Source organism: Ligilactobacillus salivarius (genome assembly GCF_035231985.1).
GTDB lineage: Bacteria > Bacillota > Bacilli > Lactobacillales > Lactobacillaceae > Ligilactobacillus > Ligilactobacillus salivarius.
Genome location: NZ_CP117983.1, coordinates 833,582 through 854,630, shown reverse-complemented (window position 1 = coordinate 854,630; position 21,049 = coordinate 833,582). Strand labels below are relative to the sequence as shown.

The following is a 21,049-nucleotide window of genomic DNA, read 5'->3' as shown; positions in this document are numbered from 1 at the left end:
TTTTCATCTCCTTAATGCCTTTTAATTATTTTGAATTGCTTCTTCATAATCACAATTACTACATTTAACTTGCATACCCTTCTTAGTTTTCTTTTCTACTAAGTAATGCCTGCATTTTGGACAATCACGTCCAATTGGTTTATCCCAAGAAACAAAGTCACAATCTGGGTACAATGAGCAACCATAGAAGACTCTATTTTTCTTAGATTTGCGTTCGATAATTTGACCTTTATGACATTTAGGGCAAACTACACCTATTTCCTTAACTATCGCCTTAGTATTTCGACAATCTGGGAAACGACTGCAGGCATAGAATTTACCATAACGACCTAATTTAATGACCATTGGAGCCCCACAGATTTCACAATCAATTCCTGCTGGCTCATCTTTGATCTTAATCTTATCCATCTTTACTTGAGCATTGTCAACTTCCTTAGAGAAAGGTTGATAGAATTCGTCTATAATTCTAACCCATTCTTCTTTTCCTTCTTCAACATCATCTAATTGATCTTCCAAGTGAGCTGTAAAATCAACATTTAAAATATCAGGGAAACATTCTTCAATCATGGAATTAACAATTTCACCTAGTTCAGTTGGTTCAAACTTACGTGAGACTAACTTCACGTAATAACGCTTTTGAATTGTACTTAAAGTAGGTGCATAAGTAGATGGTCGACCTACACCATTTTCTTCTAAAGTACGAATTAAAGTAGCTTCAGAATAGCGAGCTGGTGGTAAAGTAAAATGTTGATTTGGTTGATTTTGAACCATGTCAACCTCATCGCCAACCTTCAATTCTGGCAATAAGTTATCTTTACTTGTTGCTGCTTTATATACCTTAATAAATCCAGGAAATTTCATCTTAGAACCATTTGCACGATATTGAACTCCATTTTGTTCTATATCTACACGCATAGTATCAAAAACAGCCGGTGTCATCTGACTTGCCACGAATCTTGACCAAATTAATGTATATAATTTCAATTGATCCTTATCTAAATATTTAGCCATCTTTTCAGGTGTACGTTCAACTGATGATGGTCGAATAGCTTCGTGAGCATCCTGTGCATTTTCAGATAATTTACCTTGACGTGGTTTAGAAGCAGCATATTCTTCACCATAATTTTCATGTAAAAAGACAGCTGCTTCATGCTTAGCAACACTCGAAATTCGAGTAGAGTCAGTACGCATGTAAGTAATTAAACCTACAGCTCCACCTCGTCCAATATTAATACCTTCATATAATTGTTGTGCAACCATCATTGTTTTTTGAGTTCTAAACTTCAAATTATTGTTAGCAGTTTGTTGCATTGTTGAAGTTGTAAAAGGTAATGGTGGCATTCTTTTACGTTCTTTTTGTTCAATATTGATAACGTTGAAAGGTTTATCTTTATCAATCTTTCCAATGACCTCTTTAACATCTTTTTCGTTAGATAACTTTTTCTTCTTGTTATCTACACCCCAGAAGTCAGCTTCAAATTTAGTTCTACCTTTTTTAAACTTAGCATCAATTGTCCAATATTCTTCAGGTTTAAAGTCTCGAATTTCTTTTTCACGTTGGATAATTAAGTTTAATGCTATTGATTGTACACGTCCAGCAGAAAGACCCTTCTTTATCTTTGACCATAATAATGGTGAGATCGAGTAACCTACAAGCCTATCTAACACACGTCTAGCTTGTTGTGCATCTACCAAATTCATATCAATTGAACGTGGTGATTTAAATGCATTCTTTACAGCATCCTTGGTTATTTCATTAAACACAACGCGATTTTTATCTTCTGGGTTCAATCCTAAAAGATATGATAAATGCCAAGCAATAGCTTCTCCTTCACGGTCCGGATCGGCTGCTAGATAAACATGGCTTGCTTTTTTTGCTTCTTTTCTAAGTTCTTTTATAACATCGCCTTTACCACGAATAGAGATATAATGTGGTTCATATCCATTCTCAACATCAATCCCCATCTTACTTTTAGGTAAATCTCGAATATGACCTAAACTAGCCATAACTTTATAATTTGACCCTAAATACTTTTCAATTGTTTTCGCTTTGGAAGGCGATTCTACTATTACTAAATTTTTCTTTCGTGTTCTTTTCGTTGTCTTTTTCTTTGGTTTCTGAGTAGTAGGCATTAACCCAGCTCCTTTGTCATTAATTAACTTATTCAAAATTTTTTAACCAAGATAACTTTAACATTACTAAGCTAAAATGTCATCTTTAAAATTAAGCTCATACTTCCTCTGCTTAAAAATTCAAATATTATCCTATACTAGATATTCAAATTATGCAAGCGGAATTATTTCAGAAACCATATCCTAGCTATATTTTAAATTCCTCTAAAATATCCTTTGCTTCTAAAATTGGTTTGGCTCCTTCCGAAATTAATTCATTACATCCTTTTGATAATATTGAGTTAATATTTCCCGGAACTGCTAAGACATTTCGATTTTCTTGTAATGCCATATTAGCAGTTATTAAGCTGCCACTTTGTCTTCTAGCTTCAACAACTAGTAATGATTGGCATAACCCTGAAATTATCCTATTTCGAGCTGGAAAATGAAAACGTAAAGGCTTTTGTCCCAATGCATATTCACTTAAAACTATCCCTTCCTTTTCCATATTGGCTTGTAGCTCAAAATTTTCGCGTGGATATGTCCTATCTAGCCCTGTTCCTATGACACCTATCGTTTTTCCTTTCTCTGATAATGTTATCTTATGTGCCAGACTATCTATTCCCTTCGCTAAACCACTAACTGTTGCAATACCTTCACCTAAAACATCTGGTAGTAACTTTTTTAATACTTCTTTCGCATATGGTGAATGCTTTCTTGCTCCAACAATCGCTAATGTAGGAGCATTCAAAAGTGAAAAATTTCCATTATAAAAAAATACTAGCGGTGGATTATATATTTCTTTTAATAAAACTGGGTAATCTTCATCAAAAATTGTACATATTCCACCATAATTTTTATTTTCTTCTACTTCTTTAGTTAAACCATCACTAAGAAAATAAGCCATATACTTTCCAATTTTCTTTTCACTAAGTTTCAATAGTTTGATAAATTCTTCTTCTGTAGGTAATTTTTGTATTTCATTCATAAAATATGCTACGTTTTTTACCGAACCACCATAGTATTGACTACAAATATGTGCTCTTATTAAAAAATCTCTTAATTCCATAAAAAAACCTCATTTCTGCTACAATCTATCTAATAAGATACGTAGAAATAAGGTTTTCTTTGTATTATTTTAATAAGATTTTTTTGACTGGTTCAAAACTTTGTCTGTGAATTGGAGTAACTCCTTTATTTTCAAGGCCCTCCAAATGTTGTTTAGTTCCATAACCATCATTCTTTTCAAAACCATATCCTGGATAAATACGTGCGTAAAATTGCATCAAATGATCTCTGGTAACTTTAGCAACAATGCTTGCGGCAGCAACAGATGCACTTTTAGCATCGCCCTTTATTAACCGTAATTGAGGAATTTTTGTATCAATTGTCATTGCATCAACAATTATTTTTTGTGGTGTAATGTTTAAACTTTCTATCGCTTGTTTCATTGCTAAACGTGTAGCTTCATAGATATTTACTTCATCAATTAAATTATTATCAGATAAGCCTACACTTACAGCAACTGCTTTTTCTAATATTTTTTTATATAATTCTTCTCGCTTTTTTTCACTTAATTGCTTTGAATCGTTAACTTCAAAAACATCAAAATCATGTGGTAAAATAACCGCTGCAGTTACAACGGGACCTGCTAACGGACCTCGACCAACTTCATCCACACCAGCGATATATTCGATACCCTTATCCCATAAATCACGCTCAATTTTCAATCTATTTTGAAATTCTAATTTTTCATTTTCAATTTTCTTTAATCTTTTTTCATAAGATTTAATTGCTAATTGAACGCCTTTACGCTCATCTAACTTCAATTCTGCTAATTGCTCACTCGAAATTTCTTCAGTTAGCATCTTTTTTATTTGAGCTATTGTTAACTTTTCCATTTACTTCCTCTAATTTTCCGGACTAGCATCTACTGGCGTCTTATCCAAAGTATATCTGCCCAATTTACCCTTACGAATTTCAAAAATTAATCTTTCGCTAGCTCTATCATAGTCTTCTTTAAATCCCATGTTTCTTGTAATAGCTAATAAAGTTTCAACAGTTGTATCTTCTATTTCTGATTGTGTTAATCTATATCTTTGAGCAAGCGCATCTGGATTTGTATGGATAAAATGTTCTACCGCATATAAAGCAACATCATCTTTTGCATATAATGTATCTTTTATGGCACCAGTTAATGCTAATTTTTTCCCTACTAAAGGATCCTCAAATTTAGGCCATAATATTCCTGGTGTATCTAATAATTGTAAATCTTTTCCAGCTTTAAGCCATTGTTGAGCCTTAGTAACCCCTGGACGATTACCAGTTTGTGCAACATTCTTTTTTACTAGGTGATTTAATAAAGTTGACTTGCCAACATTAGGAATCCCAATACACATCGCACGTAATTTTTGGTTTTGAATTCCCTTTTCTTTTCTGCTTTGAAGCTTATCTGCAAGAATTTCCTTAATCTTCTTTTCAATTATCTTCAAATTACCACTGTTACTATTAACAGCTATTGCAGGTTGTCCCATACTTTCATAATAGTTAATCCATTTTTTTGTTTCAGCAGGATCAGCTAAATCCATTTTAGTTAATACAATAATACTAGGTTTATCTTGTAAAACTTCAGCTAATTGTGGATTACGCGATGATTCTGGTAGTCGTGCATCTACCAATTCAAGTACGATATCTACAGATTTTAAGTTTTCTTTTACCTGACGTAAAGCTTTCGCCATATGTCCAGGAAACCATTGTATAATCGCCATTATATATCATGTCCTTTCATTAAAATACTAGTCTAATTCATATTAACATACTTTTTCTCTAACTCATAAATTCTTCATACTTAATCCAAGCATTATCAAAAATTACCATACTTGGTAAATATGTTCCATTCAATTCCAAATATTGCGATAATAAATCATAGTCATCTGCTTGTTTTGGAAAGCTTTGATCATAAAATGCATTATTAGCAAATTGTGCAATTTCATCTGTACTATCTGGATTTCTTTCAGTCATTAGAAATTGATAAAAACTTTGTCTCTTACTCATAAAAATACCTCTCATTTCAACGGAACTTTTACATTAAATTTAAATTCATCATTCACCAAGTCCAACTTAGTACCCTTAACTAAAATATCTTGTTTCTTAGTTAATTGATTTAAATCTAAAGTTATAGTTTTTGCTTTTGGATCAATAATCGCCACTTTCCCTAAGTCGTAATTATTTTTCACATATTTCAATATAAATCCAGCTGGAGCGTTTAATGAACCAATGGCCACTGATTTAACTTTTAATAAAATATTTCCATTCTTATCTAAGGTAGGTTTTGTATATAATGTAAATGACACATTTTTCCCTAAAATCTTAGTTGTTCCCATCATGATTGCAGATTTATCTACCAAAAAACGATATTTGATCTTACCTTTTTTCTGATTTTTTCGTAGATAATAATTGATTGTTGCATTAGCTTGTTTCTTATCCAATGTAACATCAACACTTGTATACTTTTGCTTAGAATTCTTATCTGAAACTTTAGCTATATTAGTTTGCTCTTTTGTTTGTGAAGTTACTTTTGTTGCAAGATAACAACCACTTATAAATAAAATTCCCACTAATACAAAAAAAGCCCATTTCCAATAATTTACTTTTTTCTCTTCCATTCTATTATTTCACCAACCATGTATTTTTATGTCTATTCATTTCATCAAATAACTTATTTGTCATATACTTATATCCTTTTAAATTAGGATGAAAATGATCATCTTCAGATAAATAGTCATTCTTTTCTTTTGTATTTGATAAAATATTTTCTAATTGTTTACCTGATTTTTTATCTAAATCTGTTTCTGATTTTTTCACCAAATCTTCTTTAGGTAAATTTACATATTGCCCCATTGAAAGTTGTCTATTTATATCAATAAAATATACTTTGTTTTCTTCCAATGTAACTTGTCTAGCAATTTTGTTCCATTTATTAGTATAATCTTGCATCTGCGTAATATTAGGAAAATATACGTAAAATGGATTATATACACTAAACAAAAATATTGGTGCTTTCTTGTTTAAACTTCTAACTTTTCCTATTAAATTTTGTAAATTACTTTGATAATTCTTTGCCGATTTTTCTACAACTGGTTGCATCTTATCATCTGCCATTGAAGAAAAATTTTTCTCCATAACTTGCATTAGATCATTACCACCAACTGTCATTGTAATCACATTAGCATTCTTGATATCTTTTTGAATATTCTTCTTGGTTAAAAGTCTCGCTAATATTTGATCACTTCTATCCCCAGTCTTACCATAATTTTTGGTAATCACGTCTATAGATTCTTTCTTTTCTATTTTTTCTTTAATAAGATGTATATATCCACCTTTATTTGTTTGGTCACCAACTCCGTACGTTAAAGAATCACCTAATCCCACAAGCTTAATTTTAGAAACTTTCACAGCTTTAACATTTTCTCTAGTACTCTTTATCTGAACTTTATTACTTTTGCTTATATTTTTCTTGCTATTAATGGTAGTTAAAGTAATAACTCCGATTAAAATTGCAACCAATGACCCTAACAATACTATTTTTTTATAATTCATTTTTATTACCTCTAGAAACTAAAATATCTATGTTACAATGAAAGATACATACATCGTAAATTATAACAAAATTTTATAGGTGATACTAATGCAAAATTTTAATAATAAACATCCTTTAATTACTATAATTAGCAGCTCTGTTCTTTTAGGTCTTTCTTTAATTTCTTCGATAATATTGTTGATTATCGATTTGATTAAGTTCTCTAAAACTACTAATTATGCAATGATTACAGCTTTATCACTCATACTAGCTTCACTTTTTATTTACTCATCACTTGAAATTATTAGTATATCTCTTAAATTAACCAGAGTTACTAAAGTTATGGATATAATTTCATCATGTTTACTCTATTTGTACGTAACTACTGTCTACATAGCCACATTTATCGGTTTCCACTTATCTACTCTTGGTTGGATCGGATTTGGATTAAGCCTAGCCCTACTAATATTCAATGTTCTATTTACTTGTTTATGTTATCATCAACAAAAAATACTTTTTTCAGTTACTAATATATTATTTTTTATATATAGTTTACTTTCCTTACTTAATCTGAAAATTAGTACTTTATCAACTATACTATCCATAATAGTTCTAATTTTATTCACTTTAATTATCATTATACGCCAATTTGAATATACCAAACTTTTAGAAACAGTCTTGTTCACTATCGCTACTACCTTGTATCTATTGAGTTTATTAATCTTTTAATTGCAAAAACGTCAATAAAACTTGAAATTAACTAAAAATCGAGGTCTGAATTTAAAAAACAAAAAAAGATGAGTACTAAAAATTGTTATACTCATCTTTCTTTATTTCTATTAGAAATTATTTTCTTTCGTATTCCAAAAATATATAAGGATATATGTTCTTTTCGTCTGCCTTGCCGATTTTTTGGGAAATAAGTTTAAACTCATCATAATTAATAGTAGGCATAACCGTATCACCATCAAACTCACTTAGTATTTCGGTTTTATATAATTTATCTACTTTATTAAGAAGTAGTTTAAATAACATCGCTCCACCAATAACACTGACTTCTTGGGATTGATTTTCATCTAACCAAGAAGTTAATTCATCAATTGAATTCAAAATTTTTACTTGAGAATTATCTTTATACTTTTCTTTTAAAGTAGTATCATGTGTTAATACTACATGTTTACGCCCCGGTAATAGACCAGGAAAACTATCAAATGTTTTTTTCCCCATTACCATCGGATGACCCATTGTAACCTTTTTAAAATGTGCTAAATCGGCTGGCAGTCTCCAAGGTAGATGTCCTTTATACCCTATCTGATGTTTTTGATCTTCTGCCCATACAAATGAAATCATAGTTGACACCTCATAACTTTAAACAGCAACTGGCGCTTTAATCGCCGAATGTGAACGATAATTCTTTACTTTAATATCTTTCATTTCAAAATCCATAATATTTTTCTTTTCTGGATTTAACCACAATTTTGGTGCATCATAAGGGCTTCTTTCCAACTGTTCATTAACCTGATCTAAATGATTTAAATAAATATGTGCGTCACCAAGAGTATGCACAAATTCTCCCACTTCAAGTCCAGTTTCTCTAGCAATCATATGTGTTAATAATGCATAGCTTGCTATATTAAAAGGTACACCTAAAAATACATCAGCAGATCGTTGATATAATTGACAGCTTAATTTTCCGTCATTCACGTAAAATTGGAACAATGTATGACAAGGTGGTAAAGCACTTAATGGGACATCTTCTGGATTCCATGCTGTTACAATCATGCGACGTGAGTCTGGATTATTTTTAATAGTCTCAATAACATCTTTTATTTGATCTATAGTTTCACCATTTCTTGTTTGCCAATGACGCCATTGTGCACCGTATACATCTCCCAAATTGCCAAATTTATTAGCAAATTCTTGATCTTCAACAATTTTCTGACAGAACTTTTTCTTTTCATCTTGATAAACCTTATTAAAGTTATCATCCTCTTGGGCTCTTAAACCAAAATTAGTCATATCTGGTCCATGATATTCATCACTTTGAACCCAATTCTTAAATGCCCATTCATCCCAAATATGATTATTATGTTCCAATAAGAATCTAATGTTAGTATCTCCTCTTAAAAACCATAACAATTCACTCTTTATTAAGCCGAATGGAACTTTTTTAGTCGTTAATAATGGGAAACCTTCTGCTAAATTAAATCTCATTTGATAACCAAAGAGACTCTTTGTCCCTGTTCCAGTTCTATCGCTCTTTTTATGCCCTTTTTCTAAAATATCACGAATTAACTGTAAATACGGTTCTTCTACTATAGACATCGGTGTTCTCCTTCCTATTAATCAACATACTGACTAAGTTCGTCCCAACGTTGAACTTTTTCCATAATGTCTTCATCTAATTCATCAATTTGTTGCTGTAAACTTGCTAATTTAGTATAATCAGCTCCATCAACATGTTGCATTTCTTCTTCTAAACTTGTTTTATCATTTTCAAGCTTGTCGATTTCTGATTCTAATTTTTCATATTCCATCTTTTCAGCGTAAGTTAACTTAGTTTTCTTCTTAACTTTGTCTTCTGCACTATCTGTCTTTTCTATTTTTGTTGCAGATACTTGTTTTTTAGTCTTAACTGCCTCATTCTCGGCATTTTTCAGATAATCTGTAAACATTCCGACATAATGCTTGATTTTTGCATTTCCTTCAAAGATATATAATGAATCAGCTACTTTATCAAGAAAATATCTGTCATGTGATACGGTGATAACAGTTCCGTTAAAGTTATCTAAATAATCTTCCAAAACTGTTAATGTTCCTATATCTAAATCGTTAGTTGGTTCATCCAATAATAAAACATTAGGTTGAGACATCAGTAATTTCAAAAGATATAAGCGTCTCTTTTCACCGCCAGAAAGTTTTCGAATCAACGTTCCGTGCATAAATCTTGGAAATAGAAATTGTTCTAATAATTGAGTTGTGCTAATTCGCTCACCATCTTTATTTACAATATTTTGACCAACTTCGTTTAAATAACTAATAATTCTTTTATCTTCAGGGATCTCTTCTGTCTGTTGTCGATAATAAGCCATCTTTACAGTTTCACCGATTGTCAAAATACCTGAATCTAATGGCAATTCACCTGATAAAGCATTTAAAAAACTAGATTTCCCGGCACCATTAACGCCTGTAATACCGATTCTGTCTCCAGCTTGGATTAACAAATTGAAATCTTCAATTATTTTATGATTTCCAATTGTTAAACTTGCATCTTTTAATTCTAATACTTTCTTTCCCAGTCTTTGTTGTCCTAAATTAATATCAACATTTTCGTCAACTTGGACTTTATTTAAATTGCTTTTTAATTCATTAAATTTATTAATTCTAGCTTGTTGCTTAGTAGTACGTGCTTTAGCACCTGTTCTCATCCAAGCTAATTCTTTTTTATATAATTGTTGTTGTTTATGTTCTTGAACAAGTTCTCTTTCAACTCGTTCAGCTTTTTGTCTAACAAAATCTTGATAGTTTCCAGTATATGAATATAAACTACCAAATGACAATTCCATTATTTCAGTAGCTATCTGATCTAAGAAATATCTATCATGTGTAACTACTAATAATGCTCCTTTATAGTTAGCAAGATATTGTTCTAACCATTCAATAGAATCAAAATCCAAATGATTAGTTGGTTCGTCTAGTATCAACAAATCAGGCGCTTGAATCAATACTTGAGCTAATCCTACACGCTTCCTTTGTCCACCAGATAACTCTTCTATTTTTTGCGTTAAATCCTCTATGTGTAATTGAGTTAGAATTGTCTTAACATCACTATCAGCTGTCCATGCATCTTCTTGATTCATTTTTTCTTCAGCTTTAATGTAACGTTGTTCAGCTTTTTTATCATCTGGATGTGCTCCATATTCAGTTAGAGCTTCTTCATAATCTCTAATTGTTTGAAATACAGGAGCTGCTCCAGTAAAAATAGCTTCCATAATTGTACTGTTTTGTGGAAATTCAGGTGCTTGTTTTAAGTAACTTATGCGATAATCATTTGGTTTTATTAAATTTCCAGAATCTGCTGAATCAATTCCAGTTAATACATTCAATAGTGTTGTTTTTCCAGAACCATTTGTTCCAATTAAGCCAATTCTATCATGTTCATTTATTAAAAAGTTTAAATCCTTGAATAGCGTTTTTTCGCCATATGTCTTGGTTAAACTTTCTACACGTAAAGTTTGCAAACTACTCACACTTTCTCTTCTAATAGTTTCTTTGCATTTTCTATTAATATCTCTTTGTCATTAATAATATTTCCAAAAACTATTTCTTTTTCAAGTTTATTTAAAATTTCACCCATTATTTTTCCAGGTTTGATCCCTGCCTCTTGCACAAGATCCTTACCATTAACTTTCATTTCTTTTCTAGATTTAATCGGTAATTTGTCATAATTAATTTTGAGCTCACTATCATCCATGCCGAATCCTCGTATCTTTGCAATTTGGTTAGCTGTTAAAAGGATTTCTAATCCATTTTGATAATATGTCTCAATATCTAACTTATTATCTCTTATTTTTTGGACACATAAACTAGCCGCAATAACATATTTAATAATGTTATTGGAGCTCTTCCAAGAACGTAATAAGTTGCTTATATCAGTATCTTTTAACTTAAAAGCATCAGATAATAATGTCCAACATTCTTCCTCTGTATTTAATTTAAAGTCTGAAAATTCTAATATAGACTTTAATTCAGCATATTTATCTGCAAATAATGGACAATATTTATATAACTCTGTATCTAAAAATTCTTGTAGTCCTTGTTTAGGATTCTTACCTAAGAGAAGTTTAACCCATTCTACATGAATTCTTTCAATTGCAATTTTTTCAAGTAAATGGGAATTTTTCTTAATAGCATTGAAGGTATCTAGTTCTACTTTGAAATCTAATTGACTACCAAATCTGACAGCACGCATCATACGTAATGCATCTTCATGGAATCGTTCTTCTGGATTTCCAACGGCTCTTATAATGCCATTTTTCAAATCTTTTAATCCATCGAATAAATCTATGATTTTACCCTTATCATCCATCGCAAGAGCATTGATTGTTAAATCTCTTCGTTTTAAATCTTCTTCTAAAGAGCGCACAAACTCAACCTTATCAGGTCTTCGATAGTCTTGATAAGTTGATTCTGTTCGAAAAGTAGTAATTTCATATCCAGTACCGTGGTCTAAAACCATCACCGTACCATGTTCTACACCTGTATCAACAGTCTTACTAAATATTTGTTTAATCTCCTCAGGATAGGCACTTGAAGCAATATCAACATCATGAATTGGTAGACCAAGTAAAGTATCACGAACACTACCACCAACAAAGTATGCTTCAAATCCAGCTTCTCTAATTTTCTCTAAAATAGGTAATGCTTTTTTAAACTCATCTGGTATATTTTCTACAATCATAATAAGTTCTCCAAACCTACCATCAATTCATTATAATCACCAATTTTTTCTACAGCTAAAGCTACACCTGTCATAAATGATTCTCTATCAAATGAATCTTGTCTAATTGTTAAAGCTTCTCCCTTGCTACCAAAGAGAACTTGTTCATGAGCTACATATCCAGGTAATCTAACAGAATGAATATGCATTCCTTCATAATTAGCACCTCTAGCTCCATCTAAACTTTCAGTTTCTTCTGGATTACCTTGTTGATGTTCTTCACGAACTTCAGCAATTAATTTTGCAGTATTAATAGCAGTACCACTTGGTGCATCCAACTTATTATCATGGTGCATTTCAATAATTTCTACATCAGGCATATATTTTGCAGCTTGTTTTGCAAATTGCATTAATAAAACCGCTGAAATACCAAAGTTAGGTGCAATCAATCCACCAATACCGTTCTTTGCAGCAATTTCTTTTAATTCAACAATTTGTTCATCCTTAAGTCCAGTTGTACCCACAACAACTGAAATTTTATTTTCTAGTGCGAACTTAACATTTTGATAAACAGCACTTGGAATTGTAAAATCTATCCATACATCAATATCATTAACTGGGATTTGTTCATAATCTGTATATACAGGCACATCCAAGTCTGCAAATTCAGCAACTTCATTAACATTCTTTTCAGTAACTATGGGATTATAAACACCTGCAAGCTTAAATTTATCATTGTTTGCTACCATATGGATTGTTTTATTTCCCATACTTCCTTTGAATCCAGCAACTAAAACATTTATCATAAAAAAGTCCTCCCATGCATTATATTAATATCAATTATACAATACTCATCGTATTTATTAAAATACTGACTATCTAATAGTTATAAATAATATTATATCTTTGAAATTCATGATAGTATAGAACTATAAATACTATCTATAAAAAAGTGAACTTATATAAGGGGTGAATAATTAATGACTTATCAAAATGAAAAAATTAGTCTTAAAGATTTAATTTTTATTACTATCGGTTGTTCTTTATACGCTTTTGGCTTAGTTACTGTAAATATTGCCAATAACCTTGCCGAAGGTGGAGCAACAGGTATTACCTTAATTATTAGATATTGGCTACATATCGATCCTGCATATTCAATTATTTTACTTAACATTCCTTTAATTTGGATTGGTTATCGTTATCTAGGAAAGAAAGCTTTAATATATACTATCTACGGAACTACCATGTTATCAATTTGGACTTGGCTTTGGCAAAGGATTCCTATTAATATCAATATTCATCACGACTTGTTCCTTGCTGGTGTTTTAGCTGGTTTAATTGGTGGTACTGGTTCTGGATTGGTTTATCGTTTTGGAGGAACTACTGGTGGTACCGATATAGTTGCACGTATTTTTGAAAAGAAACGTGGCATTGTTATGGGGAAAACATTACTTGCCTTAGATGTTATCGTTTTAACTTGTTCTTTAAGTTATCTAGACTTACGCCAAATGATGTACACTTTACTTGGTTCATATGTTTTTGCCCAAGTTGTTAACTTCATTCAAGAAGGTGCCTATGCTGCACGAGGGGTTATTATTATAACTAATCATCCAACAGAGATTGCTAATGATATAATTCAGAAAATGGAACGTGGTGTCAGCTATCTTAAAATTGAAGGTGCTTTTTCTGGACAAGAACGAAAAGCATTATACTGTGTCGTTAGTCCTAATGAACTAAATACATTAAAAGGATACATCAATCATCATGATAGTGAGGCATTTGTCTCTATTTTTGAAGTTTCTGAGGCAATGGGCGACGGATTTAGTTTTAATACCCCAAGTCGTTCACTATTGAAGTACATTAAAAAGGGAGGATAAATTTTTGAGTTTTCCTTATGAAAAGAGATTTATCTTGTATTTGCGTAATGAACGTTTTCTAGAAGAAAATACCATTGCTGATTTAACTCGTGATATCACACGTTTCTTTAATTATCTTAGACAAAATAATCCAAATTACCGTGATTCACTAAAAGTTTCATCAATTTCTAGCAATGATATTAAAGAGTATTTAAACACCTTATCAATAACTAATAATATTAAAAATACTACTTATAATAAGATGCTTACCCATATTAATACCTACTTTAAATTTTTATTTATTAATAATTTATCACCTGTTTTGCCTACTCTATCTATTAAAGGAAGAAAACGTACTGTAAATAAAGCTACTGATCTAGCTTGGACTGAAAAGTTAGCTGAATATTTAGTTGATGATAATCTGAGCCTTTATACTCGTATGACTCTCTTATTGATATCACATTTCTATACAATAAAAGAGATTTTACAAAGAGACTTTTATCAGGAACTAAATCAGATAGAATTTACAGATTTTGAGTATGAATTTATCAATTTATTTAATGAGGAGATTATAAACCTTCAGCAACGACAACATACTCACGATATCTTTTTGAAAAAGAGATTGGATATTGTTTCACCCCAATTAACTTTACCTGGATTACACAAATATTTAAAGAAGGACCAAAAGAGTATCGATATCAAGTTATCTCCTCGTGAACTATATCAAAATGCCGTATGTTATTTTATTCTAAATAATCAAAATTTAAGCGATACACAACTTATTCAGCAATTAAGATTAGAAGATCTTACATCATTAAATTATTATCGCCAAAAATCTTATAGTACAACCGAATAACTAAAAATGACAAGATTTTTCAAATTAAATCTTGTCATTTTTATATGCATGTATAATTCAATTAATGATCTACAAAATATTTTATTTTCTATCAGAATCAGCTTTAAAATATTTACCTATACCAACTATAACATTATTAATTCCTATTAAAATTAAACAAACTGCCCATAATTTTTTAACCCTTACTCTATGAGCATATAATTTATTTTTTATGTATTTTTTCATTGTAAACAGTCCTCCCCTTTATATATCGCTTTCATTATATCATATTATAAAAACATAAAAAAACTACCACAAATAATAATGTGGTAGTAAATCGAGTAATTATTAATTTAATAATTCTTTTACGGTTGCATTGACTAACTTTCCGTCAGCCTTTCCTTTGAGTTTTGGCATTACTGCTCCCATGACTTTACCAAAATCAGCTTTGGACGTTGCTCCAACTTGGTCAATCGTTTCTTGAACAATGGTCTTCACTTCATCTTCACTAAGTTGCTCTGGTAAATAGCTTTCAACAACCTTTATTTCATTCTTAAGATTTTGAACAGCTTCATCACGGCCAGCATTCTTAAATTCTTCAAGAGAATCCTTACGTTGCTTTAACTCTCGAGATAACACAGCTATTTCTTCATCTGAAGATAAGTCATGTCCAACCTCAATTTGCTCGTTCACAACTGCAGCTTTTAACATACGGATAGTGCCAAGTTTGACCTTATCTTTTGCTTTCATAGCTGCAATCATATCTTTTTGCAATGACTCTAATAAGCTCACTACATCAAGCCTCCTAAATTAGAAACGACGCTTGTTTTTACGTTTACGAGCTGCTTCGGATTTCTTCTTACGCTTTACACTTGGCTTCTCGTAGAATTCGCGTTTCCGATATTCTTGCAAAGTACCTGTTTTTGAAACGGAACGTTTGAAGCGACGAAGAGCGTCATCAAGAGATTCGTTTTTACGAACGACTGTTTTTGACATGTGTGTTTCCCTCCCTCCGAGCTTAAATGTAACCGTCTTAAATAGCAAAAGTACATATTTCAACAGTTCTTTTCTATTGTAACTAATGCTTTATCTAGTGTCAATAATATATCAATAAATAATTTGTAATTTCTTGACATATTATTCTTTACTTAGCTAATAATACATTAATTCTTCATTCCATATGGAAATAATATCTATTTAAATGTATAATTAATTACATGTAAAACGCTTTTATAGGAGTGATAATATGTCTGATTCTATTACTAATATTTTTGTTATCTCTGATTCAGTTGGCGAAACTGGTCTTAGTTTAATTACTGCAGGTACCGTTCAATTTCCTAATAGTAAATTTAACATTCGCCGTTTTCCACTAACAAAAACTATTTCCTTACTTCAAGGTATTTTGAATAAGGCAAAAAGAGAAAATGCCATTATTTTACATACTTTTGTTAATCCTGAATTATCTGACTATGTTAATAATTTTGGTAAAGAAAATAACTTGCATGTTATTGATGCTCTAACTGGTGTGGTCCAAACTTTAGCCGAGATAACTGGAGAAAAGCCTTTAAATGCAGCTGGATTAAAGCACAAACTCAATCCAGACTATTTCAAGCGTATTGAAGCTCTTGAATTTGCAGTTACCTATGATGATGGTAAAGATCCATCTGGTTTCCTTAAAGCAGATATTGTACTTTTAGGTGTTTCCAGAACATCTAAAACACCTTTATCACTATATCTTGCTAACCAAGGATATAAGGTTGCCAATCTTCCATTAGTTCCTAAAACTCAAATTCCTAAAGAAATTTATCAAGTTGATAAAAAACGTATCTTCGGTTTGACTAATAATCCTGAAGTTTTAAACAATATTAGACGTCAACGCATGATTTCTTATGGTCTAGATCCAGATACTGTTTATTCAAATATGGATAATATTAATCAAGAATTAGAATTTGCAACTAATCTATATAAAGAATTAGGATGCTTACAAATTAATGTAGCAACTAAGTCTATTGAAGAAACAGCAACCCTTATTATTGAAAGTCTTGATAGTGAAGATTAAGCAATCTAAAGCATAATTCCGATGTATTATCGATATTATGCTTTTTTTGTATATCAAAAAGAACCTTGTAATTTTTGATTTCCAATAATTACAAGGTTCCTTCTTACTTATCTTTCTTATTCACTCTTACTGTCATAACCGCATTAAACATATCTACCACACCAATAATAAGAATCAAAATCGTTAGTAAAAGATATTTTCTTTCAAAAATAAAAAGATTGAAAAATGATAAAATAAAACAAAAAATAGATACCCAAAAGTTAAATTGTTTAATTAAATCTTTAAACATCGCTACCTCCTATTTCTTCTTCTATTTTTTAAAATTGCATAATTCAACGTAAAAATTCCAAAAACTGCCCAAAATATTGCTGTTATAAAAGCTTCAAAAACTCCTACAAATAAACAGAAAAAGGCACATACGAACGAAATTATTGCAACCCAAAATGTTCCTTCTTCAAATAGACTCTTTCTATTCATAAATTAACATCCCTTCTAATATAAATAGAATAACTTATATGTTATTGAATTTACCATTTTTAAATATAGATTTTGTTTACTTCTTTCACTGAGATATTTATTTCTTTTCCAATTTGGAAAATTTGTATCAATATAACTTTTTATTTCAGATAATAATTCTCTTTTTAATTTCCTATCTTTTTGCTTTAAAACTTTTCTAATCAATACATTTCCCAGTAAATTCCTAGTGAATCTATATTCCATCTCATCTTTATAACATGTTACTTTATGTACCCGATAATATTTAATTATATCATTGTATATCCAAAAAATATCTCTAATTCTTGTAGATTCATTATAAGAAATCGAATTACTTCTTTGTACATAATGAACTCCTATATGATCATCTACAGCTATTTCCTCTATATTTTGTAAATTAGCAACCATCTTGAAAAAGAAGTCCTGATCCTCATATAATCGTCCAACTGGAAATTTAAAATCCAATGTATCTAGCCATGACTTTTTATAAATTTTATTCCAAGCCACTACTCTACCTTTTACTAAGTATTCATTTAATGAATTATATTTTTTCACTACATCTTTTACTTTTTTATCTGGGAATTCCCAAAGAAAATTACTTTCAATAATTTTCTTTCGACCATTTTCCGATAAATTATACATTCTCTCAAACATTTGACTTTCAACGTAATCATCGGAGTCAATAAAAGCAATATACTCTCCTGATGCATACTGTAAACCAAAGTTTCTTGCATCAGACAACCCACCATTTTCTTTAGTAACTAATAATACATTAGAATAATTTTCTTCATAATCTTCAGCAATTTTATGAGAATTATCAGTACTTCCATCATTTACTAAAATAATTTCTATATCTTCTAGTGTTTGATTCACTAAGCTATCTAAGGATCTTTTTAAATATTTTTCTACATTATAAATTGGCACAATTATACTAATTTTCGTCATTTTTTCTCCTTATAACTTTTTTAATTCTTCTAGAAATCGCCCAAAATATTCTGAACACTAAATTTACATATCTCCCTAATTTTTCACCAAATATAGCATTATTCTTCCTAATTATTTCAATATGTTTTAAATTAGTTTTAGACTGCCATGATGCACTATAATGGTGGATGCTATGCGTATTATCAGTTGTAGCTATCTTTCCTGTCAAAAAATTCATTGGTGAAAAATATTCCATTGGATAAATTGAAATACCGTTATCCAATTTTTGAAATTCATTTTTCTTCTTGAACCCTTTTTTTAAAAAATAGTTTGTCGCATATATTGGAATAGAAATCAAATTAAGACTCCCATCCTCATTAATAAACTTTATTTTATCGTATTCATGAAGTAGGTTACCGATATCATTATTATTTTTTTCAGCTCCAAATGCTAAACCTGGATTGATAAAATATCCATTCTCATTACTTTCAATACCCATAAATATTTTATTTTCCAATAAATCGTCAAAGTTCTTAATAACTTCCACATCTGTATCTAAATATATTCCACCATATTTGTATACTACATCATATCCGACATAATCAGACACAAACCCCCACTTACCTTTTTCGAAAGCTTGTTTCATATACTCATTTTTTGTATAATCATAATTACTTTCATTCCAACATTTTATTTCGTAATCAGGACATTTTTCTTTCCATGTATCAATATAATCTTGAAGTTCTTTGGGCAGAGGATTTCCGCCAAACCAACAATAGTGAATAACTTTAGGTATCATTGATCTATCACCCCTAATTCTGTAATAGCTTTCTTTATATAGAATCCCGATCGAAGTTTATGAGCTATCTTTATAGTATTGGATTTAATCTCTTGATATTCTTCTCTAGTCATTTTATCTAAAATTGGTTTAATTTGTGATAAATTATCAACTACTATACCCAATTTATTTCTATCAACAAATTCAGCTAATGCTGCCTCTCGCCATATAATGATAGGCATACCTGAACTTAAATATAAAGAAGTTTTATGTGGATTATTATATTTAAGATATTCACCATATACACCACTACATTCTTTACTGCTGTCTCCATCCCATATCAAGCCAAAACTTTGAGTTAGCAATTCTTTAGCTAATTCATCAGGTGGTAATGATCCTCTATATTCAATATGTTTACTTATTAAAGCTGGAGAAAAGTTAGGCCCAAATAATGTCAATTTAAAATCTGGCTCATATTCTTTTAGAAATGCAGCTTTATTCAAATTACCTGCATAACAAACACTTTTATCAAAAATATTATTTTCTTGTAGAGGAATATTATTATCATAATCAAAAATTTCTAAATCAACAATTGGTACCTCTACTCCATTATTTCTTAGCCAATCAATCATTTTTTTGTTATGAGCAATTACACCATCAGACATATTTAACAAATCCAGCTCAAAATTATTTCCACCATTTTTAAATCGTAATGACTCTAAATCATGGATTAAGATGTATACCTTTTGAGAATTTTTCTTTAAATTCCTCATTATCGCCTTATTAGTACGCTCATTAAGTGCTGGATACTGAAAAATAGCATTCTCATATCTTCCTTTTAATATAAAGGGTATATCAAATAAACTCTGTCTATAACTAACTAACTCTGCACGTCTTCCACCATAAAAATAGAAGTCTTGTATCTTAAAATCATAAATTTTTAAAAAATTTTCAACGTCTATCTTTGCCTTGGGGCCAGCTTCGTTTTGACTCTTATTATACATAGAAACAATTATGTTATTCATACATAACCTACCTCAATCTTAATATCTACTAAAAAGAGTAGGAAATGGAAACCATCCCTACTCCTCTTTTTTACATACTTGGTTCATAAAATCTTCCTAATATATGTACATTTTCAGCAATGCTGACAAATGCCTTAGGATCTGACTCACGCATGGCTTCTTTTAAGTCAAACATTTCATAACGAGAAATTACAGTTAATAATACTGTCTTTCTATCATGCTGATATGCCCCCTCAGCATCATGAATAATTGTAATTCCTCTTCTCATATGATGTTGAATAGTCTTAACTACAAGATCTGGTTTATTAGTAACTATCATCACTTGCATTTTTTGTTGACGAGTATAAACCATATCCATTACTTGAGCATTAATAAAAATTCCCAAAGCTGAATAAAAGGCATGTGGCCAACCAAAAACGAAACCAGCAGCTATAATTATAAACATATTAAAAACCAAGTTTACTGTACCAACTGATTTTCCAGTACGTTTACGCACAGTTAAACTAATAATATCTAATCCACCAGTTGAAATACCATTTTTTAATGCTAATCCTGTTCCAAAGCCATTAATAGCAGCACCAAAAATTGCACAAATAATGGGATCATTGGTCAAAGTAACTGGCTGAATAACTTTCATCATAATACTAGAAAAAACAACTGCCAAAATTGTAAAAATTGTAAATTTATGGCTAATTTGGAACCATGCTAATATAAACAAAGGTAAGTTCAACACAAATAACATTAGAGCTGTCGACAAATGAATTCCACTTGAAGCAGTTAATGTAGAAATCAACTGAGCTAACCCCGTAATACCTGAAGAATAAATCTTACCAGGATCCCAAAAGAAATTTAATGCAATTGATACCAAAATACCATAAATAAAAGCCATTGATGCTTTTGCAAAATACTGGTGTCTCTTCCACACCTTTTGCAACTCATCCATAAT

24 protein-coding genes are annotated in these 21,049 nt (G+C 30.5%); 3 read left to right on the top strand and 21 right to left on the bottom strand.

Annotated features, from left to right (window positions below; genetic code table 11):
* Nucleotides 1-21: 21 nt before the first annotated feature.
* The 12 genes from topA to dapB all read right to left on the bottom strand — a co-directional run bounded on the left by topA (nt 22) and on the right by dapB (nt 12,937).
* Nucleotides 22-2,133 (bottom strand): type I DNA topoisomerase, encoded by a 2,112-nt coding sequence (gene topA / locus PTA89_RS04315; protein ID WP_034998089.1) that lies wholly within the window; start codon nt 2,131-2,133, stop codon nt 22-24.
* A 187-nt stretch (nt 2,134-2,320) separates the two neighbouring features.
* A complete protein-coding gene (gene dprA, locus PTA89_RS04310) occupies nt 2,321-3,181 on the bottom strand; it encodes a DNA-processing protein DprA (RefSeq protein ID WP_003707883.1) in 861 nt (286 codons plus the stop codon).
* A gap of 64 nt (nt 3,182-3,245) precedes the next feature.
* On the bottom strand, nt 3,246-4,013 hold the full coding sequence (locus PTA89_RS04305) for a ribonuclease HII (protein ID WP_003707884.1): 768 nt from the start codon (nt 4,011-4,013) through the stop codon (nt 3,246-3,248).
* 9 nt (nt 4,014-4,022) lie between these two features.
* The gene (gene ylqF, locus PTA89_RS04300) at nt 4,023-4,880 is read right to left on the bottom strand and encodes a ribosome biogenesis GTPase YlqF (RefSeq protein ID WP_003706169.1); all 858 of its coding nucleotides are present in this window, start codon (nt 4,878-4,880) and stop codon (nt 4,023-4,025) included.
* Nucleotides 4,881-4,938: 58 nt separating this feature from the next.
* Complete coding sequence (locus PTA89_RS04295; RefSeq protein WP_003710029.1) at nt 4,939-5,166, bottom strand: YozE family protein; 228 nt, start codon at nt 5,164-5,166, stop codon at nt 4,939-4,941.
* An 11-nt stretch (nt 5,167-5,177) separates the two neighbouring features.
* Nucleotides 5,178-5,777, bottom strand: a complete 600-nt coding sequence (locus tag PTA89_RS04290) for a YpmS family protein (RefSeq protein ID WP_003706167.1) — start codon at nt 5,775-5,777, stop codon at nt 5,178-5,180.
* A 4-nt stretch (nt 5,778-5,781) separates the two neighbouring features.
* A complete protein-coding gene (locus PTA89_RS04285) occupies nt 5,782-6,711 on the bottom strand; it encodes an SGNH/GDSL hydrolase family protein (protein ID WP_324177438.1) in 930 nt (309 codons plus the stop codon).
* Between the two features lie 826 nt (nt 6,712-7,537).
* Nucleotides 7,538-8,041, bottom strand: coding sequence for a dihydrofolate reductase (locus tag PTA89_RS04280; protein ID WP_324177437.1), 504 nt, complete (start codon nt 8,039-8,041; stop codon nt 7,538-7,540).
* A gap of 18 nt (nt 8,042-8,059) precedes the next feature.
* Nucleotides 8,060-9,016 (bottom strand): thymidylate synthase, encoded by a 957-nt coding sequence (locus tag PTA89_RS04275; protein WP_081537960.1) that lies wholly within the window; start codon nt 9,014-9,016, stop codon nt 8,060-8,062.
* Nucleotides 9,017-9,033: 17 nt separating this feature from the next.
* A complete protein-coding gene (locus tag PTA89_RS04270) occupies nt 9,034-10,932 on the bottom strand; it encodes an ABC-F family ATP-binding cassette domain-containing protein (protein ID WP_162852850.1) in 1,899 nt (632 codons plus the stop codon).
* Nucleotides 10,933-10,937: 5 nt separating this feature from the next.
* On the bottom strand, nt 10,938-12,152 hold the full coding sequence (locus PTA89_RS04265) for a CCA tRNA nucleotidyltransferase (protein ID WP_003706158.1): 1,215 nt from the start codon (nt 12,150-12,152) through the stop codon (nt 10,938-10,940).
* Nucleotides 12,149-12,937 carry a 4-hydroxy-tetrahydrodipicolinate reductase gene (gene dapB, locus PTA89_RS04260; RefSeq protein WP_099459890.1) on the bottom strand — a complete coding sequence of 263 codons (789 nt, stop codon included), beginning with the start codon at nt 12,935-12,937 and terminating at the stop codon, nt 12,149-12,151. The genes PTA89_RS04265 and dapB overlap by 4 nt, the downstream gene beginning before the upstream one ends.
* Nucleotides 12,938-13,111: 174 nt before the next feature.
* On the opposite strand from dapB, the gene PTA89_RS04255 reads away from it, so the two are divergent.
* Together PTA89_RS04255 and PTA89_RS04250 are read left to right on the top strand one after the other, a co-directional pair.
* Nucleotides 13,112-14,008: a YitT family protein gene (locus PTA89_RS04255; RefSeq protein WP_003706156.1), complete on the top strand. Its 897-nt coding sequence runs from the start codon at nt 13,112-13,114 to the stop codon at nt 14,006-14,008.
* A 4-nt stretch (nt 14,009-14,012) separates the two neighbouring features.
* Complete coding sequence (locus PTA89_RS04250) at nt 14,013-14,843, top strand: site-specific integrase (RefSeq protein WP_003700091.1); 831 nt, start codon at nt 14,013-14,015, stop codon at nt 14,841-14,843.
* A gap of 81 nt (nt 14,844-14,924) precedes the next feature.
* Here PTA89_RS04250 and PTA89_RS04245 read toward each other — a convergent pair whose 3' ends face one another.
* The 3 genes from PTA89_RS04245 to rpsU form a co-directional block, all read right to left on the bottom strand.
* Entirely contained in the window at nt 14,925-15,068 is a 144-nt protein-coding gene (locus PTA89_RS04245; RefSeq protein ID WP_003706155.1) for a hypothetical protein, read from the bottom strand.
* A 102-nt stretch (nt 15,069-15,170) separates the two neighbouring features.
* The gene (locus tag PTA89_RS04240; protein WP_003706153.1) at nt 15,171-15,614 is read right to left on the bottom strand and encodes a GatB/YqeY domain-containing protein; all 444 of its coding nucleotides are present in this window, start codon (nt 15,612-15,614) and stop codon (nt 15,171-15,173) included.
* An 18-nt stretch (nt 15,615-15,632) separates the two neighbouring features.
* Nucleotides 15,633-15,818: a 30S ribosomal protein S21 gene (rpsU, locus tag PTA89_RS04235; RefSeq protein ID WP_003694124.1), complete on the bottom strand. Its 186-nt coding sequence runs from the start codon at nt 15,816-15,818 to the stop codon at nt 15,633-15,635.
* Nucleotides 15,819-16,068: 250 nt separating this feature from the next.
* On the opposite strand from rpsU, the gene PTA89_RS04230 reads away from it, so the two are divergent.
* Nucleotides 16,069-16,881: a pyruvate, water dikinase regulatory protein gene (locus tag PTA89_RS04230; RefSeq protein WP_268857583.1), complete on the top strand. Its 813-nt coding sequence runs from the start codon at nt 16,069-16,071 to the stop codon at nt 16,879-16,881.
* Nucleotides 16,882-16,984: 103 nt separating this feature from the next.
* Here the strand turns inward: PTA89_RS04230 and PTA89_RS04225 are convergent, their stop codons facing one another.
* From PTA89_RS04225 to PTA89_RS04200, 6 genes are all read right to left on the bottom strand, one after another.
* Nucleotides 16,985-17,170 carry a hypothetical protein gene (locus PTA89_RS04225; RefSeq protein ID WP_003703786.1) on the bottom strand — a complete coding sequence of 62 codons (186 nt, stop codon included), beginning with the start codon at nt 17,168-17,170 and terminating at the stop codon, nt 16,985-16,987.
* Between the two features lie 2 nt (nt 17,171-17,172).
* Complete coding sequence (locus PTA89_RS04220) at nt 17,173-17,358, bottom strand: hypothetical protein (RefSeq protein WP_003700086.1); 186 nt, start codon at nt 17,356-17,358, stop codon at nt 17,173-17,175.
* Nucleotides 17,359-17,373: 15 nt separating this feature from the next.
* Complete coding sequence (locus tag PTA89_RS04215; RefSeq protein WP_324177436.1) at nt 17,374-18,321, bottom strand: glycosyltransferase family 2 protein; 948 nt, start codon at nt 18,319-18,321, stop codon at nt 17,374-17,376.
* Nucleotides 18,308-19,099 carry a glycosyltransferase family 32 protein gene (locus tag PTA89_RS04210; protein WP_003700084.1) on the bottom strand — a complete coding sequence of 264 codons (792 nt, stop codon included), beginning with the start codon at nt 19,097-19,099 and terminating at the stop codon, nt 18,308-18,310. Before PTA89_RS04210 ends, PTA89_RS04215 begins: the two co-directional genes overlap by 14 nt.
* Nucleotides 19,096-20,103 carry a sugar transferase gene (locus PTA89_RS04205; RefSeq protein ID WP_324177435.1) on the bottom strand — a complete coding sequence of 336 codons (1,008 nt, stop codon included), beginning with the start codon at nt 20,101-20,103 and terminating at the stop codon, nt 19,096-19,098. The genes PTA89_RS04210 and PTA89_RS04205 overlap by 4 nt, the downstream gene beginning before the upstream one ends.
* Nucleotides 20,104-20,173: 70 nt before the next feature.
* Nucleotides 20,174-21,046 carry a YitT family protein gene (locus tag PTA89_RS04200; RefSeq protein WP_003710005.1) on the bottom strand — a complete coding sequence of 291 codons (873 nt, stop codon included), beginning with the start codon at nt 21,044-21,046 and terminating at the stop codon, nt 20,174-20,176.
* Nucleotides 21,047-21,049 lie beyond the last annotated feature (3 nt).